The 16,212-nt window shown below is 45.1% G+C and carries 14 protein-coding genes and 2 tRNA genes; 15 read left to right on the forward strand and 1 reads right to left on the reverse strand.

Annotated elements, in window-relative coordinates; genetic code table 11:
* Positions 1-150 precede the first annotated feature (150 nt).
* A complete protein-coding gene (gene greA, locus R8O70_RS11055) occupies positions 151-624 on the forward strand; it encodes a transcription elongation factor GreA (RefSeq protein ID WP_005380065.1) in 474 nt (157 codons plus the stop codon).
* A gap of 84 nt (positions 625-708) precedes the next feature.
* Here the strand turns inward: greA and yhbY are convergent, their stop codons facing one another.
* Positions 709-1,005, reverse strand: coding sequence for a ribosome assembly RNA-binding protein YhbY (yhbY, locus tag R8O70_RS11060; protein ID WP_005380066.1), 297 nt, complete (start codon positions 1,003-1,005; stop codon positions 709-711).
* Between the two features lie 138 nt (positions 1,006-1,143).
* On the opposite strand from yhbY, the gene rlmE reads away from it, so the two are divergent.
* The 14 genes from rlmE (at position 1,144) to pnp (ending at position 16,131) form a co-directional block, all read left to right on the forward strand.
* Entirely contained in the window at positions 1,144-1,773 is a 630-nt protein-coding gene (rlmE, locus tag R8O70_RS11065; RefSeq protein WP_005388985.1) for a 23S rRNA (uridine(2552)-2'-O)-methyltransferase RlmE, read from the forward strand.
* Between the two features lie 108 nt (positions 1,774-1,881).
* On the forward strand, positions 1,882-3,855 hold the full coding sequence (gene ftsH, locus R8O70_RS11070; RefSeq protein ID WP_170960389.1) for an ATP-dependent zinc metalloprotease FtsH: 1,974 nt from the start codon (positions 1,882-1,884) through the stop codon (positions 3,853-3,855).
* Between the two features lie 52 nt (positions 3,856-3,907).
* Complete coding sequence (gene folP / locus R8O70_RS11075) at positions 3,908-4,738, forward strand: dihydropteroate synthase (RefSeq protein ID WP_017820419.1); 831 nt, start codon at positions 3,908-3,910, stop codon at positions 4,736-4,738.
* A gap of 19 nt (positions 4,739-4,757) precedes the next feature.
* Entirely contained in the window at positions 4,758-6,098 is a 1,341-nt protein-coding gene (gene glmM / locus R8O70_RS11080) for a phosphoglucosamine mutase (RefSeq protein WP_005388992.1), read from the forward strand.
* Between the two features lie 220 nt (positions 6,099-6,318).
* Positions 6,319-6,657 carry a preprotein translocase subunit SecG gene (gene secG, locus R8O70_RS11085; RefSeq protein WP_005380080.1) on the forward strand — a complete coding sequence of 113 codons (339 nt, stop codon included), beginning with the start codon at positions 6,319-6,321 and terminating at the stop codon, positions 6,655-6,657.
* A gap of 16 nt (positions 6,658-6,673) precedes the next feature.
* Positions 6,674-6,757: transfer RNA gene (locus tag R8O70_RS11090), tRNA-Leu, on the forward strand.
* Positions 6,758-6,813: 56 nt separating this feature from the next.
* A tRNA-Met gene (locus tag R8O70_RS11095) sits at positions 6,814-6,890 on the forward strand.
* Between the two features lie 225 nt (positions 6,891-7,115).
* Positions 7,116-7,571 (forward strand): ribosome maturation factor RimP, encoded by a 456-nt coding sequence (gene rimP / locus R8O70_RS11100; protein WP_005386424.1) that lies wholly within the window; start codon positions 7,116-7,118, stop codon positions 7,569-7,571.
* Between the two features lie 36 nt (positions 7,572-7,607).
* Positions 7,608-9,095, forward strand: coding sequence for a transcription termination factor NusA (gene nusA / locus R8O70_RS11105; protein WP_005380084.1), 1,488 nt, complete (start codon positions 7,608-7,610; stop codon positions 9,093-9,095).
* A gap of 22 nt (positions 9,096-9,117) precedes the next feature.
* Positions 9,118-11,829, forward strand: a complete 2,712-nt coding sequence (gene infB / locus R8O70_RS11110) for a translation initiation factor IF-2 (RefSeq protein ID WP_005380086.1) — start codon at positions 9,118-9,120, stop codon at positions 11,827-11,829.
* Positions 11,830-11,943: 114 nt separating this feature from the next.
* Positions 11,944-12,339 (forward strand): 30S ribosome-binding factor RbfA, encoded by a 396-nt coding sequence (gene rbfA, locus R8O70_RS11115; protein ID WP_005380087.1) that lies wholly within the window; start codon positions 11,944-11,946, stop codon positions 12,337-12,339.
* Positions 12,339-13,292, forward strand: a complete 954-nt coding sequence (gene truB / locus R8O70_RS11120) for a tRNA pseudouridine(55) synthase TruB (RefSeq protein WP_005380088.1) — start codon at positions 12,339-12,341, stop codon at positions 13,290-13,292. The genes rbfA and truB overlap by 1 nt, the downstream gene beginning before the upstream one ends.
* Positions 13,293-13,433: 141 nt before the next feature.
* Positions 13,434-13,703 (forward strand): 30S ribosomal protein S15, encoded by a 270-nt coding sequence (gene rpsO / locus R8O70_RS11125; RefSeq protein WP_005380094.1) that lies wholly within the window; start codon positions 13,434-13,436, stop codon positions 13,701-13,703.
* Positions 13,704-13,995: 292 nt separating this feature from the next.
* Positions 13,996-16,131: a polyribonucleotide nucleotidyltransferase gene (gene pnp / locus R8O70_RS11130; protein ID WP_005380098.1), complete on the forward strand. Its 2,136-nt coding sequence runs from the start codon at positions 13,996-13,998 to the stop codon at positions 16,129-16,131.
* The last annotated feature ends 81 nt before the right edge of the window (positions 16,132-16,212 follow it).

Genomic DNA, 16,212 nt, shown 5'->3' on the forward strand with positions numbered 1-16,212 from the left:
AAGGCATAGTCTTGCTGCCTTTCGAATTAAGATGATTTCGTCCGGGAGTTTGTTTACACTAAACGAAATACATCTTTAAGCGCACTACCCAGTCCTATGACAGGGTGGGCTTTTTTTGTCCAAAGACCCATTTGGGCTTGAGGTTATAAAATGGAAAAAGTTCCAATGACACTACGTGGCGAGCAAAAGCTACGTGCAGAACTCGATCGTCTACTTAAACTACGTCCTCAGATCTCAGAGGCAATTGCTGAAGCTCGTGAGCTAGGTGATTTAAAAGAGAATGCTGAATATCACGCCGCTCGTGAAGAGCAGGGCATTTGTGAAGCACAAATCCGTGACATTGAATACAAACTGTCAGTTGCTCAAGTTATTGATGTAACGAAGATGGAGAACACGGGTAAAGTTATTTTTGGTTCAACCGTAACCTTGATTGATATCGACACCGAAGAAGAAAAAACGTACCAAATCGTTGGTGATGACGAAGCCGATATCAAAGCAGGTCGCATTTCAGTGAGCTCACCTATTGCTCGTGGCCTGATTGGTAAGATGGAAGGCGATGAAGTTGCTATTCAAACTCCGGGTGGCGCGAAAGACTTCGAAATTGACCGAGTAGAATATATCTAAGTCGTTTGGAGTAGCATTACTACTCTGATAAAACGCAAAAAGGTCGCCTCAGGCGACCTTTTTTCTTCAGCAACGTAAGTAGAGTTACTTACGAGGGATTTCGATTTTACGCTCTTCAGACTGGCGGTATAGCACAAGCACTTTACCAATAGTCTGAACTTTTTCAGCGCCCGTCTCACGTACGATAGCGTCGATGATTAGCTGTTTTGTTTCACGATCTTCCGAAGCAACTTTTACTTTGATAAGTTCGTGATGGTTAAGAGCGATTTCAATTTCTGCTAGCACGGCTTCTGTAAGTCCATTTGCGCCCATTAGCACAACAGGTTTTAAACTGTGAGCTAGGCCTTTAAGGTGCTGCTTTTGTTTGGTGCTTAGGTTCATTACGCGGCCAATTTTCTTTAAAATAAGGGTTGAAAAAAGCTATTTTAACGCCATCTATTGCTGAAGACTATAATTTATTGAGTAATAGGTAGCGCCTATTAAAACAATAGCTCCAATTTGTGCCTTGTTGGGATTAAAATGAGTAAACAAAAACATTCGGCTAGTTCTGGTCGTTGGTTGAAAGAACACTTTGATGATAAATACGCGAATGAAGCCCGAAAAAAAGGCTACCGCTCACGTGCTTATTTCAAGATCGATGAGATTCAAACGAAAGATAAATTGTTAAAGCCTGGAATGACAGTCGTCGACTTGGGGGCCGCGCCGGGCGGATGGTCTCAATATGCTGCTAAGATAGTAGGGGACAGTGGTCAGATCATTGCGTGTGACTTGCTTCCTATGGACCCGATTGCTGGCGTTAGCTTTTTACAAGGCGACTTTCGTGATGATGCGGTATTGGAAGCTTTGCTAGAAAGGATCCAACCTTCCATGGTAGACGTAGTAATGTCTGATATGGCGCCTAACATCGCGGGAAACAATTCTGTTGATCAACCTCGCGCTATGTATTTAGTTGAATTAGCTTTAGATATGTGTCGACAAGTTCTAGCGCCTAATGGTAGCTTTGTCGTAAAGGTTTTCCAAGGGGAAGGCTTCGATCAGTATGTGAAAGAAGTCCGAGACATGTTTAAAGCCGTAAAAATTAGAAAACCAGACTCATCGCGAGCTCGCTCTCGAGAGGTCTTCGTCGTAGCCACTGGTTACAAAGGTTAACCATTTTGCTCTCTTGAGAGCGTGTTAACACTATAGCTACAGTTAATGAACTGTAGTACCCTACCTTTAATTACAATTAGTTATCGAGAGGCTTACACCTTGAGTGACATGGCAAAAAATTTAATTCTGTGGCTTGTTATCGCCGTCGTATTGATGTCGGTATTCCAGAGCTTTGGCCCTGGAGAAAGCAATGGCAGAACCGTGGATTACACCACGTTTGTACAGGAAGTTGGCCAAGGCCAGATTCAAGAAGCAACTTTTAAAGACGGTGAAATTAGCTTTGTTCGTCGTGGCGGCGGTGCCAAAATGGTCACTTACATGCCAGTGTATGACCAAAAGCTTCTAGATGACCTAATTAACCAAAACGTGAAAGTACAAGGCACGCCTCCAGAAGAGCAAAGCTTGCTTGGTACTATCTTCATCTCTTGGTTCCCAATGATCTTACTAATTGGTGTATGGATTTTCTTCATGCGTCAAATGCAAGGCGGCGGTGGTAAAGGCGCCATGTCTTTTGGTAAGAGCAAAGCTCGAATGATGAGCGAAGAACAAATCAAGACAACTTTTGCTGACGTTGCTGGTTGTGACGAAGCAAAAGAAGACGTGAAAGAACTGGTGGACTACCTACGCGATCCAAGCCGCTTCCAAAAACTGGGCGGTAAGATTCCAACGGGTGTTCTAATGGTTGGTCCTCCTGGTACGGGTAAAACGCTTCTAGCGAAAGCCATTGCCGGTGAGGCGAAAGTACCATTCTTTACTATCTCTGGTTCTGATTTCGTAGAAATGTTCGTTGGTGTTGGTGCATCTCGTGTGCGTGACATGTTTGAACAAGCAAAGAAAGCTGCACCTTGTATCATCTTTATCGATGAGATCGATGCGGTAGGCCGTCAACGTGGCGCAGGTGTTGGTGGTGGTCATGATGAACGTGAACAAACACTAAACCAAATGCTCGTTGAGATGGATGGTTTCGAAGGTAACGAAGGTATTATCGTTATCGCTGCGACTAACCGTCCGGACGTGCTAGACCCTGCGCTACTGCGTCCTGGTCGTTTTGACCGTCAAGTGGTAGTTGGTCTTCCAGATGTACGTGGCCGTGAACAGATCCTAAAAGTTCACATGCGTAAGGTCCCTCTAGCGGGTGATGTAGAGCCTTCTCTCATCGCACGTGGTACTCCAGGCTTCTCTGGTGCTGACCTAGCAAACTTAGTTAACGAAGCAGCCCTGTTTGCTGCGCGCGGTAACAAGCGCAACGTTTCTATGGTTGAGTTTGAACTGGCGAAAGACAAAATCATGATGGGTGCTGAGCGCCGTTCAATGGTGATGTCTGAGGAAGTGAAAGAGTCAACAGCATACCACGAAGCGGGTCACGCGATTGTTGGTCGCTTGGTTCCTGAACACGATCCAGTGTACAAAGTGTCTATCATTCCACGTGGTCGTGCGTTGGGTGTAACAATGTACCTTCCAGAGCAGGACCGCGTGAGTATGTCTCGCCAACACTTAGAATCAATGATTTCTAGCTTGTACGGTGGTCGTTTAGCAGAAGAACTTATCTACGGTGCTGACAAAGTATCAACCGGTGCTTCTAATGATATCGAGCGCGCAACAGATATTGCTCGTAAGATGGTTACTCAATGGGGTTTCTCTGAAAAGCTTGGCCCTCTGCTGTATGCAGAAGATGAAGGCGAAGTGTTCTTAGGGCGTAGTGTAACTCAGACTAAACATGTGTCTGACGATACAGCGAAGTTGATTGATGACGAAGTTCGTCAGATCATTGACCGCAACTACGATCGTGCGAAGAAGATTCTTCAAGAGAACATGGATATCATGCATGCGATGAAAGATGCGCTGATGAAGTATGAAACCATTGATGCTCGCCAGATTGATGACTTAATGGAGCGCAAAGCTGAAATTCGTGAGCCTGCGGGCTGGAGTGATAACTCAGCAAGCAAACCAGAAGACAGCGACAAGCCTCAAGCAAAGCAAGAAGTTAAAGAAGAAGCAACGGAGACTGCGAAAGATGCAGAACAGCCTAGCTCTTCTGATACAACTTCTAACGAAGCGCCTGAAAAGAAAGACTCTGAATAAAGAGTATCGATAATATTAAACCCCGAGTTATCTCGGGGTTTTTGTGTTTATGATGATGATTACAGCAAATAACAAATCTTTGGACCTTTCGCGTCCACATGTCATGGCCATTCTAAATGTGACACCGGATTCCTTTTCGGATGGCGGTAAATACAACTCAATTGAACTTGCTCTTGCTCAAGTTGATAAAATGATAAAGGCTGGTGTAAGTATTGTTGATGTTGGTGGTGAATCGACAAGACCTGGTGCACCGGATGTGTCTTTGGAAGAAGAGCTTAGGCGTGTTGTCCCAGTAATCAAAGCCATTCGTGAAAAGTATGATGTGTGGATTTCCGTTGACACCAGTAAAGCGGAAGTGATGCGTCAAGCAATTGATGCTGGGGCTGATTTGATCAATGACATCCGTTCGCTGCAAGAGCCAGGTGCTCTGGAAGTCGCAGCAGAAGCAAACCTTCCAATTTGTCTGATGCATATGAAAGGTCAACCTAGGACCATGCAAGTTGACCCTCATTATGATGATTTAATGGGGGACGTGTCGGCTTTTCTAGAAGAACGTATCGCGGCGTGTGAAGCAGCAGGGATTGATAAATCTCAACTGATTCTCGATCCTGGGTTTGGCTTTGGCAAAACAATCGAACACAATTATCATATGCTTGCTCATCTTGAAAAGTTTCATGAATTCGGCCTGCCTATTTTGGCTGGCATGTCTCGTAAATCCATGATCTTCAAACTGTTAGACAAGCCAGCGGCAGAGTGTACGAACGCAAGTGTCGTTTGTGCTACGATTGCCGCGATGAAAGGCGCGCAGATCATTCGCGTGCATGACTTTGAAGAGACAATCGAAGCGATGAAAGTTGTTGAGATGACGAAAAACAATATTTAAAAATAATAAAGGAAAGTTTATGTCGAATGAAAGACGTTACTTTGGTACTGACGGTGTGCGCGGTAAAGTAGGACAATACCCAATCACTCCAGACTTCGTACTTAAGCTTGGCTGGGCTGCTGGTCGTGTACTAGCGAAACAAGGCACAAAGAAAGTTATCATAGGTAAAGATACACGCATTTCAGGTTATATGCTTGAATCTGCACTAGAGGCAGGCCTTGCAGCTGCGGGACTTAAAGCAACATTTACTGGTCCCATGCCAACTCCAGCTGTGGCATATTTAACTCAGACTTTCCGTGCCGAGGCTGGTATTGTGATTTCTGCATCACATAACCCATATTACGACAACGGCATTAAATTCTTTTCTTCTGAGGGTACTAAGCTACCTGACGATATTGAATTGGCGATTGAAGCAGAGTTAGATAAAGAAATTGAATGTGTGGAGTCTGCTGAGCTTGGTAAAGCAACCCGCCTAAATGATGCAGCTGGTCGTTACATCGAATTCTGTAAGAGTACTTTCCCATCTGAGTTGAGCCTTGCGAACTTTAAGATCGTAGTAGACTGTGCGCACGGTGCAACGTACCACATCGCTCCAAATGTTTTCAAAGAACTTGGGGCAGAAGTTATCGCTATGGGCGTAGAGCCTAACGGCATCAACATTAATGAAAAAGTGGGCGCAACAGACGTACGAGCTCTTCAACAGCGTGTTGTTGAAGAGCAAGCGCATCTTGGTCTCGCATTTGATGGTGATGGTGACCGCATCATTATGGTCGACCACCTAGGTAACAAAGTTGATGGTGACCAAATTGCTTATATCATCGCTCGTGATGCACTTCGTCGTGGTGAGCTAAAGGGTGGTGTTGTTGGTACACTAATGACTAACTTGGGTATGGAAAATGGTTTAAAGCAGCTAGGCATTCCGTTTGTACGTGCTGCTGTTGGTGACCGTTATGTCATGGAGCAACTGCTAGAAAAAGGTTGGAAAATTGGTGCTGAAAACTCAGGCCATGTGATCTTATTAGATAAAGTCACAACCGGCGATGCGATTGTTGCTGCACTTCAAGTACTTGCTTCTGTAATTGGCAGCGATATGTCTTTATATGAACTATCGCAAGGAATGACATTATATCCTCAGGTTTTAGAAAATGTCCGTTTCTCAGGAGAAAGTAACCCTCTTGAAGCTACAGCTGTATTAAACGCTGTCGCTGAAGTAGAGGCGACACTTGGTGATAAAGGGCGTGTACTGCTGCGTAAGTCTGGCACTGAGCCTTTGATCCGCGTTATGGTGGAAGGCGAAGATGGTGAACTAGTTCAACACTCAGCATTGAAAATCGCTGAGGCTGTTAAAGCAAGTTGTTAATCATTGCGTTAAAGCATGTCTTGAATGAAAAGGGCATCTTTTGCCCTTTTTTTGAGCGCTTAACGCATTGGCATTGATTTTTTACTAATTTTCCCTTGTCAGCGTTACTGGCTTTCGCTAGTATTGCTCCGCCTCCCGTTAGGAGGTCGCTAGCCTTGTTCATTATGATTTGTTCTTTTGAACGGCGCTGGCTCAACAATTTGGAACATAGGTGGAAAAAATGTTTTCAGTTCTACTTGTGATTTACCTGTTGGCAGCGCTTGGTGTGATTGGCCTTGTGTTGATTCAACAAGGTAAAGGCGCAGATATGGGAGCCTCGTTCGGTGCTGGTGCTTCAAACACAGTGTTTGGTGCTGGCGGCTCAGGTAATTTCTTAACCCGAACAACTGCTATTTTAGCAACCGTATTCTTTATCGTTAGCTTGTTACTTGGTCGTATGTCTACGCACCAGACTGAATCACAATGGGTAGACCCAACGTTAGGTCAACCAGTTGTTGAACAAGTTAAGGATGCAGCGAGTGAAGTTCCTGCCCCTGCGGGTGATGAAATTCCTCAATAAGCTGTAAGGTTTTGATGCCGAGATGGTGAAATTGGTAGACACGCTAGCATGAGGTGCTAGTGCCTTAGGTGTGAGGGTTCGAGTCCCTCTCTCGGCACCATGTATTTACAAACTTGTAAATCACTTGTTTGCGAGTATAATGCTCAGCAAGTCGGACGCGGGGTGGAGCAGCTTGGTAGCTCGTCGGGCTCATAACCCGAAGGTCGTCGGTTCAAATCCGGCCCCCGCAACCAATCTCTTTCTTTAAAAGGAAATCGTAGATTGGCAAGTTTGCGTAGTGCTAACCACACTACGAGTTAAGAAAAGCAATTGTTGGCTATTCTTAACGTATCAGGGTCCAGCAGCATAAAACCCCGACTATCGGGGTTTTTTGTTATCTGAGCTTTTTGAAATAGCTCAGATACTGCTTGGTTTTTTGATTGGGCTCTGAGCCCTTTTTTTGTTTCTGGAGTGGTTAAATGACTGGTTTAGAAAGACAACTTACTGAAATGCTTGACGCGCCAGTAGCGGCATCAGGTTATGAGTTAGTTGGATTAGAATTCATTCGTGCAGGCGCGCACTCAACGTTACGTATCTACATTGACCATGAAAATGGTATTAACGTAGACGACTGTGCAGAAGTTAGCCACCAAGTTAGTGCAGTTTTAGACGTTGAAGATCCAATTTCTGTTGCTTACAGCCTAGAAGTGTCTTCTCCAGGTTTAGAAAGACCACTTTTTAAAGCAGCACATTACGAGCAATTTATTGGTCACGAGGTCAGCATCGTATTGAAAATGGCTGTAGCAAACCGTCGTAAGTGGAAAGGTATTATCCACGGTGTTGATGGCGAAACAGTGACAATTACTGTAGACGGTCAGCAAGAAGAGTTTGCTCTAAGTAACATTTCCAAAGCTAACCTGATCCCTAAATTTTAGTTCCCTAAAAAAGTTTAAGCTTAGAGGCTAAATACAATGAGTAAAGAAATTTTAGCGGTAGCAGAAGCGGTATCGAACGAAAAAGCGGTACCTCGTGAGCGTATCTTTGAGGCTCTTGAGATTGCTCTAGCAACTTCTACAAAGAAAAAATACGAAATCGAAATCGACGTACGTGTTGCCATTGACCGTAAAACCGGTGAATTTGTAACTTACCGCCGTTGGTTAGTTGTTGATGACGTTGAGAACCCTACAAAAGAGATCTCACTAGAAGCAGCGCAATACGAAGATGACTCAATCGAGCTTGGCGACTACGTAGAAGACGAAATCGAATCAGTAACGTTTGACCGTATTACGACTCAAACTGCTAAGCAAGTTATCGTACAAAAAGTTCGTGAAGCTGAGCGCGCACAAATTGTTGAACAGTTCATCGACAATGAAGGTGATCTAATCACTGGTGTCGTGAAAAAAGTAAACCGTGACACAATCGTGCTTGATCTTGGTAATAACGCTGAAGCGGTAATCCTGCGTGATGACCAACTTCCTCGTGAAAACTTCCGTCCAGGCGACCGCGTACGTGGCCTTCTTTACAAAGTCGCGCCTGAAGCACGTGGTTTCCAATTGTTCATCACTCGTTCTAAGCCAGAAATGTTGGCAGAACTGTTCCGTGTTGAAGTGCCTGAAATCGCAGAAGATATTATCGAGCTTAAAGGCGCAGCACGTGATCCTGGTTCTCGCGCTAAGATCGCTGTCAAAACAAATGACAAACGTATCGACCCTGTAGGTGCGTGTGTTGGTATGCGTGGTGCACGTGTACAAGCTGTTTCTGGCGAACTTGGTGGGGAGCGTATCGATATCGTTCTTTGGGATGATAACCCAGCTCAATTCGTTATCAACGCAATGGCGCCAGCTGATGTTGCTTCTATCATCGTTGATGAGGATGCACACTCAATGGACATCGCAGTTGAAGCTGACAACCTAGCGCAAGCTATTGGTCGTAACGGTCAAAACGTGCGTCTAGCATCTCAACTAACCGGTTGGGAACTGAATGTTATGACAGTTGCTGATCTTCAGAAGAAACACGCTGAAGAATCACAAGCATCTATTGAAAACTTCATGAAGTACCTAGATATTGAAGAAGACTTCGCTCAACTTCTTGTTGAAGAAGGTTTCTCAACGCTAGAAGAAATCGCATACGTGCCAGTTAACGAGCTACTAGAAATCGATGGTTTGAATGAAGAACTAATCGAAGAGCTTCGTGGACGTGCAAAAGATGCACTAACGACGATCGCACTAGCACAAGAAGAGTCTTTTGAAGGTCTAGAACCAGCTGAGGACCTACTTGCACTTGAAGGTCTTGAGCGTGAGATGGCATTTAAATTGGCAGCGAAAGGTGTAGCGACACTGGAAGATCTTGCTGACCAAGGTATTGACGATTTAGAAGGTATCGAAGGCCTGACCGAAGAACGTGCAGGTGAGCTAATTATGGCCGCACGTAACATCTGTTGGTTCGGCGAAGAAGCATAATTTTCGGCAAGGAGGAAGCGGCATGACACAATTAACAGTTAAAGCACTGAGTGATGAGATTGGTACGCCAGTCGACCGCTTGATTGAACAACTTGCTGACGCTGGCATTAAAAAGGCGAGCTCTGACAATGTTACTGATGAAGAGAAGCAGAAGCTTCTCTCTCATTTAAAGAAAGAACACGGTGATAAATCAGGTGATTCAGAGCCGACTCGCCTTACGCTTCAGCGTAAAACTCGTAGTACACTTAGTGTGAACGCGGGTGGTGGTAAGAGTAAGAATGTTCAGGTTGAGGTGCGCAAAAAACGTACATACGTGAAGCGCAGCACAATTGAAGATGAAGCGAAACGTGAAGCTGAAGAAGCAGCACAACGTGAAGCAGAAGAAGCAGCAAAACGTGCAGCAGAAGAAGCTGCAAAACGTGAAGCTGAAGAAGCTGCGAAACGTGAAGCTGAAGAAGCTGCAAAACGTGAAGCGGAAGAAAAAGCGAAACGTGAAGCTGAAGAAAAAGCGAAGCGAGACGTAGATACGAATGCACAACGTAATGCTGAAGAAAAAGCAAAGCGTGATGCTGAAGAGAAAATTAAGCAAGAAGCAGCGCGAAAAGAGGCCGACGAGCTTAAACGTCGTCAGGAAGAAGAAGCTAAGCGTAAGGCTGAAGAGGAAAGTCAGCGCAAGCTTGAAGAAGCTCGCGAATTGGCTGAAAAGAATAAAGAGCGTTGGTCTGCTGCAGAAGAGAAAAAGGGTGATATGGAAGATACAGATTACCATGTAACGACTTCACAATACGCACGTGAAGCCGAAGATGAAGCAGATCGCAAAGTAGAAGGCGGTCGTCGTAAGAAGAAAAAAGCAGCTTCGGGTAAAGACGACCAAGCTCGCGGTGGCCGTAACAACCAACGTGGCGGTAGAGGTCGTAAGGGCAAACTTGCTAAGCCGACTTCAATGCAGCACGGGTTTGATAAGTCAGCAACGGTTGCTAAGCAAGACGTTGTAATTGGCGAAACGATCGTTCTATCAGAACTTGCTAACAAGATGTCGGTTAAAGCGACAGAAGTTATCAAAGTAATGATGAAGATGGGCGCTATGGCGACTATCAACCAAGTGATCGACCAAGAAACAGCACAACTTGTTGCTGAAGAAATGGGCCATAAAGTAGTTCTTCGTAAAGAGAACGAACTGGAAGAAGCGGTACTATCTGACCGTGACACTAACGCGGAAGCAGTTCCACGTGCTCCAGTTGTTACTATCATGGGTCACGTTGACCACGGTAAAACGTCAACACTTGACTACATCCGTCGCACACACGTTGCTTCTGGCGAAGCAGGTGGTATTACTCAGCACATTGGTGCGTACCACGTTGAAACAGACAACGGCATGATCACGTTCCTTGATACTCCTGGACACGCAGCGTTTACTGCAATGCGTGCTCGTGGTGCTCAAGCAACAGATATCGTTGTTCTTGTAGTTGCAGCAGACGATGGCGTAATGCCACAAACAGTAGAAGCGATTCAGCACGCGAAAGCGGCAGGCGTTCCTCTAATTGTTGCTGTGAACAAGATCGATAAAGAAGACGCGAACCCAGATAACGTTAAGAACGAGCTTGCTCAATACGACGTTATTCCTGAAGAGTGGGGCGGTGAGAACATGTTCGTTCACATCTCTGCTAAACAGGGTACAAACATCGATGGTCTTCTAGAAGCAATCCTTCTTCAGTCTGAAGTTCTTGAACTTACAGCTGTAGCTGAAGGCATGGCATCTGGTGTTGTTGTTGAATCTCGCCTAGATAAAGGTCGTGGTCCAGTTGCAACAGTACTTGTTCAATCAGGTACACTAAACAAAGGCGACATCGTTCTTTGTGGTCAAGAATACGGCCGTGTTCGTGCAATGCGTGATGAGCTAGGTAAAGAAATTACTTCGGCTGGCCCATCTATCCCTGTAGAGATCCTAGGTCTTTCAGGTGTACCATCTTCAGGTGATGAAGCAACAGTAGTTCGTGACGAGCGTAAAGCGCGTGAAGTAGCTAACTACCGTGCTGGTAAGTTCCGTGAAGTGAAACTTGCTCGTCAGCAGAAATCTAAACTAGAGAACATGTTCTCTAACATGACTGCTGGTGAAGTTGCTGAACTTAACGTTGTACTTAAAGCAGACGTTCAAGGTTCTGTAGAAGCAATCGCTGACTCACTAGTTAAGCTATCTACTGACGAAGTTAAAGTGAACATCGTTGGTTCTGGTGTTGGTGGTATTACGGAAACTGACGTAGTACTAGCGGAAGCTTCAAACGCAATCATCCTTGGCTTTAACGTTCGTGCAGATGCTTCTGCTCGCCGTGCTGTTGAAGCCGCAGCTGTTGACTTACGTTACTACTCAATCATTTACCAATTGATTGACGAAGTGAAACAAGCAATGGGCGGTATGCTTGCTCCAGAATTCAAGCAAGAGATCATTGGTCTTGCTGAAGTTCGTGACGTGTTTAAGTCACCGAAACTGGGCGCTATCGCTGGTTGTATGGTTACAGAAGGTGTGATCAAGCGTAACAACCCAATCCGTGTACTACGTGATAACGTTGTTATTTACGAAGGTGAACTAGAGTCACTACGTCGTTTCAAAGATGACGTTCAAGAAGTTAAGAATGGCTACGAATGTGGTATCGGCGTTAAGAACTACAATGATGTTCGCGTTGGTGACCAAATCGAAGTCTTCGAAATCGTTGAAATTAAACGTACTCTAGACTAATTGACTAAAATTACTAATATTGTCTTTGAAAGATAAGTAGTAATTGGTTGTTGAATACACCATGGGGGGCTGGCTTTGACCAACCCCCCATTCTTTCTATATAAGAGTAAAGATATGTCAAAAGAATTTAGCCGCACGCAGCGCGTTGCACAGCAGCTGCAAAAAGAACTAGCGATGATCCTTCAACGTGAAGTTCGTGACTCTCGCCTTGGCATGGTGACGATCTCAGACGTAGAAGTCTCTCGTGACCTAGCTTACGCAAAAGTATTTGTGACCTTCCTGTGTGTGGGTGAGCAAACACCAGAATCATGTCTAGCAGCGCTACGTGAGCACGAAGTGCACATTCGCATGATGTTAGGTAAGCGTATTCGTCTACGTTTAACGCCAGAAATCCGCTTCCACTATGACAATACGCTTGTTGAAGGTATGCGTATGTCTAACCTAGTGTCTGAAGTCGTTAGTTCAGACAAACAAAAGCAAAAAGATTCTGGTCGTGAGGACGAAGAATAATGGCTCGTCGTCGTAAAGGTCGTCCAATTAATGGCGTTATACTGTTGGACAAACCAACAGGTATCTCTTCCAATGATGCACTGCAAAAAGTAAAGCGAATCTACTTTGCCGAGAAAGCAGGCCACACTGGAGCCTTGGACCCATTAGCGACAGGCATGCTGCCAATTTGCTTGGGTGAAGCGACAAAATTTTCTCAGTTTCTTCTTGATTCTGATAAACGCTACCGCGTGATCGCAAAGCTGGGTGAACGTACCAATACGTCTGACTCGGATGGTGAAGTTGTAGAGACGCGTCCAGTCGATGTTACGTTAGACAAGCTAGAAGCGTGCATCGATCAGTTCCGTGGTGAATCTGATCAAGTGCCTTCCATGTTCTCTGCGTTGAAGTATCAAGGTAAACCCTTGTATGAATACGCTCGTAAAGGCATCGAAGTTCCGCGTGAATCTCGTAAGATCACGGTATATGAGATTGTTCTTCACCGTTTTGAAGGCGATGAAGTAGAGATGGAAGTGCACTGCTCTAAAGGTACCTATATTCGTACTATCGTTGATGATCTGGGCGAAATGTTAGGTTGTGGTGCGCACGTAACTATGCTTCGTCGTACTGGTGTTGCTAAATACCCTTACGAGAATATGGTAACACTTGAGCAACTAAATGAGTTGCTAGAGCAAGCTCACCGCGAGGAACGAGCGCCTCGAGAGCTACTGGACCCACTGCTTTTGCCAATGGATACCGCGGTAGAAGACTTACCAGAAGTCAACTTGGTGCCTGAACTGGCGAATATGGTCCAACATGGGCAGCCCGTTCAAGTATTTGGTGCTCCGACTGAGGGCTCACTTCGCCTTACTATGGGTGAAGAACGCTTGTTTATTGGCGTTGGCGAAATGAACGAAGATGGCAAAATCGCTCCTAAGCGATTGGTCGTGTTCCGAGATGACGTTGCATCCAAGTAAATGATTGAAAATACCGATCTGAGTGTCGGTATTTTTATATTGCACGAGATAGGAAATTTCCCTATAATCCGCGCTTCGCGTAGCGGCTGAATCAGAGATTGGCTGCTACAACTTTAAACCTACTCTTATTAGGAGAGAATTATGTCTCTGAATGCAGAAACTAAAGCAGCAATCGTTGCAGAATACGCACAAGGCGAAGGCGACACTGGTTCACCAGAAGTTCAAGTAGCTCTACTTACAGCTTCTATCAACCACCTACAAGGTCACTTCAAAGCGCACAAAGGCGATCACCACAGCCGTCGTGGTCTTCTACGCATGGTTTCTCGTCGTCGTAAGCTTCTAGATTACCTAAAAGGTAAAAACCTAGCTCGCTACCAAGACCTAATCAAACGTCTAGGCCTACGTCGCTAATCAGCGACTGCATAGCAGTTTGTCTAAAAAGGGGCTTTATGCCCCTTTTTTGTTGCCTAAATTTAGCCAAATTAGACTTATGCCGTTATAATACTGGCGGCTAAACCTTGTAAGAGGTTTTCTCAAAAGCTCATAGCATTACAGTCAACCACGTCGACCAAAAGGTCGCGACTATTCAAAAGGAATTTCCGAGTTTCTTTTTACTAGTCGCGATTCGTAATGCCTTGAGTGTCAATTAACACATCTAAGATTTCTTTAAGCACTAAAGGAAGATTAGAAACAAGGAATAACAATGTTCGAAAAACCAGTTGTTAAAACGTTCCAGTACGGTAACCACACAGTTACTTTAGAAACTGGCGTTATTGCACGTCAAGCTACAGCAGCAGTTATGGTCACAATGGATGATACGTCTGTATTCGTATCTGTTGTAGGTAAAAAAGAAGCCGTTGCAGGTCAAGACTTCTTCCCACTAACGGTTAACTACCAAGAGCGTACTTACGCTGCGGGTAAAATCCCAGGCGGCTTCTTCAAACGTGAAGGTCGTCCTTCTGAAGGCGAAACGCTAACAGCTCGTCTAATCGACCGTCCAATCCGTCCGCTATTCCCAGACGCGTTTAAAAACGAAGTTCAGGTTATCGCGACAGTAATGTCTGTAAACCCAGATGTTCAGCCAGATATCGTTACAATGATCGGTACTTCTGCTGCTCTTGCTATCTCTGGCATTCCATTCAACGGCCCTATCGGTGCGGCGCGTGTTGGTCATATCGATGGTCAGCTTGTACTTAACCCTAGCCAAACTGAACTAGAAACTTCTAAGCTTGACCTTGTTGTTGCAGGTACAGAGTCAGCAGTACTGATGGTTGAGTCAGAAGCGGACAACCTAACTGAAGAAGAAATGCTAGCGGCGGTTGTTTATGGTCATGACCAACAACAAGTTGCTATTCAAGCTATCAACGAATTCAAAGCAGAAGTTGCAACTCCTGCTTGGGATTGGGTTGCTCCTGAAGAGAACACAGCGCTTAAAAATAAGATTGCTGATCTAGCAGAAGCTAAACTTGTTGAGGCTTACCAAATTACTGAGAAAATGGCTCGTTACGACCGCATCCACGAGATCGCTGCGGAAGTAAATGAAGTTCTTCTTGCTGAAGATCCTGAAGCAGACACAAAAGAAATCCACACTATCTTCCATGATCTAGAGAAGACAGTAGTACGTAGCCGTATTATTGCAGGTAACCCTCGTATCGATGGCCGTGAAAAAGACATGGTTCGTGCACTAGATGTACGTACTGGTGTTCTTCCTCGTACTCACGGTAGCGCGCTATTCACTCGTGGTGAAACTCAGGCGATCGTTACGGCAACGCTAGGTACTCAGCGTGATGCTCAAATCATCGATGAGCTAACTGGTGAGCGTAAAGATCACTTCCTACTGCACTACAACTTCCCTCCATACTGTGTAGGTGAAACTGGTTTTGTAGGTTCTCCTAAGCGTCGTGAAATCGGCCACGGTAAACTGGCGAAGCGTGGTATTGCTGCAGTAATGCCTTCTGTTGATGAGTTCCCATACACAGTACGTGTTGTATCGGAAATCACTGAATCTAACGGTTCATCTTCAATGGCTTCAGTATGTGGTACTTCTCTTGCGCTTATGGACGCAGGTGTACCAATCAAAGCATCTGTTGCTGGTATCGCAATGGGTCTTGTTAAAGAAGGTGACGATTTCGTTGTACTTTCTGACATCCTTGGCGATGAAGACCACCTAGGTGACATGGACTTTAAAGTAGCAGGTACTAACACTGGTATCACTGCACTTCAAATGGACATCAAGATCGAAGGTATCACTAAAGAAATCATGCAAATTGCGCTTAACCAAGCTCAAGGCGCACGTAAGCACATCCTATCTGTAATGGATGAAGCAATCTCTGGTGCTCGTGAAGACATATCTGAATTTGCTCCGCGTATTCACACGATGAAGATCAGCGCTGAGAAGATCAAAGACGTTATCGGTAAAGGCGGTGCAGTTATCCGTGCTCTAACTGAAGAGACTGGTACAACTATCGAAATCGAAGACGACGGTACTATCAAGATTGCGGCAACTGAAGGCACTGCTGCGAAAGAAGCTATCCGCCGTATCGAAGAGATCACTGCTGAAGTTGAAGTGGGCCGTATCTACACAGGTAAAGTTGCACGTCTAGCAGACTTCGGTGCATTCGTAACGGTTCTTCCAGGCAAAGATGGTCTTGTACACATTTCTCAAATCGCAGAAAAACGCGTAGAGAAAGTGTCTGACTACCTAGCTGAAGGTCAAGAAGTTCAAGTTAAAGTTCTTGAAATCGACCGCCAAGGCCGTGTACGTCTAAGCATGAAAGAAGCGGTAGAAAAGCCAGCTGAAGAAGCTGCTGCTGAAGCACCAGCTGCTAAAGACGAGTAAGACAAAATGAGACTTTCAGCCTTTTATTAGATTAAGGGCCTGAAAGCATGTTATAAAAGGGGAGCATTTTCGCTCCCCTTT

This window comes from Vibrio sp. 779(2023) (assembly GCF_033344285.1).
GTDB classification, from domain to species: Bacteria; Pseudomonadota; Gammaproteobacteria; order Enterobacterales; family Vibrionaceae; genus Vibrio; species Vibrio alginolyticus.

Coding starts and splice junctions, on each gene's coding strand:
- greA (WP_005380065.1), top strand. CDS start 151: ATGGAAAAAGTTCCAATGACACTACGTGGCGAGCAAAAGCTACGTGCA.
- yhbY (WP_005380066.1), bottom strand. CDS start 1,005: ATGAACCTAAGCACCAAACAAAAGCAGCACCTTAAAGGCCTAGCTCAC.
- rlmE (WP_005388985.1), top strand. CDS start 1,144: ATGAGTAAACAAAAACATTCGGCTAGTTCTGGTCGTTGGTTGAAAGAA.
- ftsH (WP_170960389.1), top strand. CDS start 1,882: ATGGCAAAAAATTTAATTCTGTGGCTTGTTATCGCCGTCGTATTGATG.
- folP (WP_017820419.1), top strand. CDS start 3,908: ATGATGATTACAGCAAATAACAAATCTTTGGACCTTTCGCGTCCACAT.
- glmM (WP_005388992.1), top strand. CDS start 4,758: ATGTCGAATGAAAGACGTTACTTTGGTACTGACGGTGTGCGCGGTAAA.
- secG (WP_005380080.1), top strand. CDS start 6,319: ATGTTTTCAGTTCTACTTGTGATTTACCTGTTGGCAGCGCTTGGTGTG.
- rimP (WP_005386424.1), top strand. CDS start 7,116: ATGACTGGTTTAGAAAGACAACTTACTGAAATGCTTGACGCGCCAGTA.
- nusA (WP_005380084.1), top strand. CDS start 7,608: ATGAGTAAAGAAATTTTAGCGGTAGCAGAAGCGGTATCGAACGAAAAA.
- infB (WP_005380086.1), top strand. CDS start 9,118: ATGACACAATTAACAGTTAAAGCACTGAGTGATGAGATTGGTACGCCA.
- rbfA (WP_005380087.1), top strand. CDS start 11,944: ATGTCAAAAGAATTTAGCCGCACGCAGCGCGTTGCACAGCAGCTGCAA.
- truB (WP_005380088.1), top strand. CDS start 12,339: ATGGCTCGTCGTCGTAAAGGTCGTCCAATTAATGGCGTTATACTGTTG.
- rpsO (WP_005380094.1), top strand. CDS start 13,434: ATGTCTCTGAATGCAGAAACTAAAGCAGCAATCGTTGCAGAATACGCA.
- pnp (WP_005380098.1), top strand. CDS start 13,996: ATGTTCGAAAAACCAGTTGTTAAAACGTTCCAGTACGGTAACCACACA.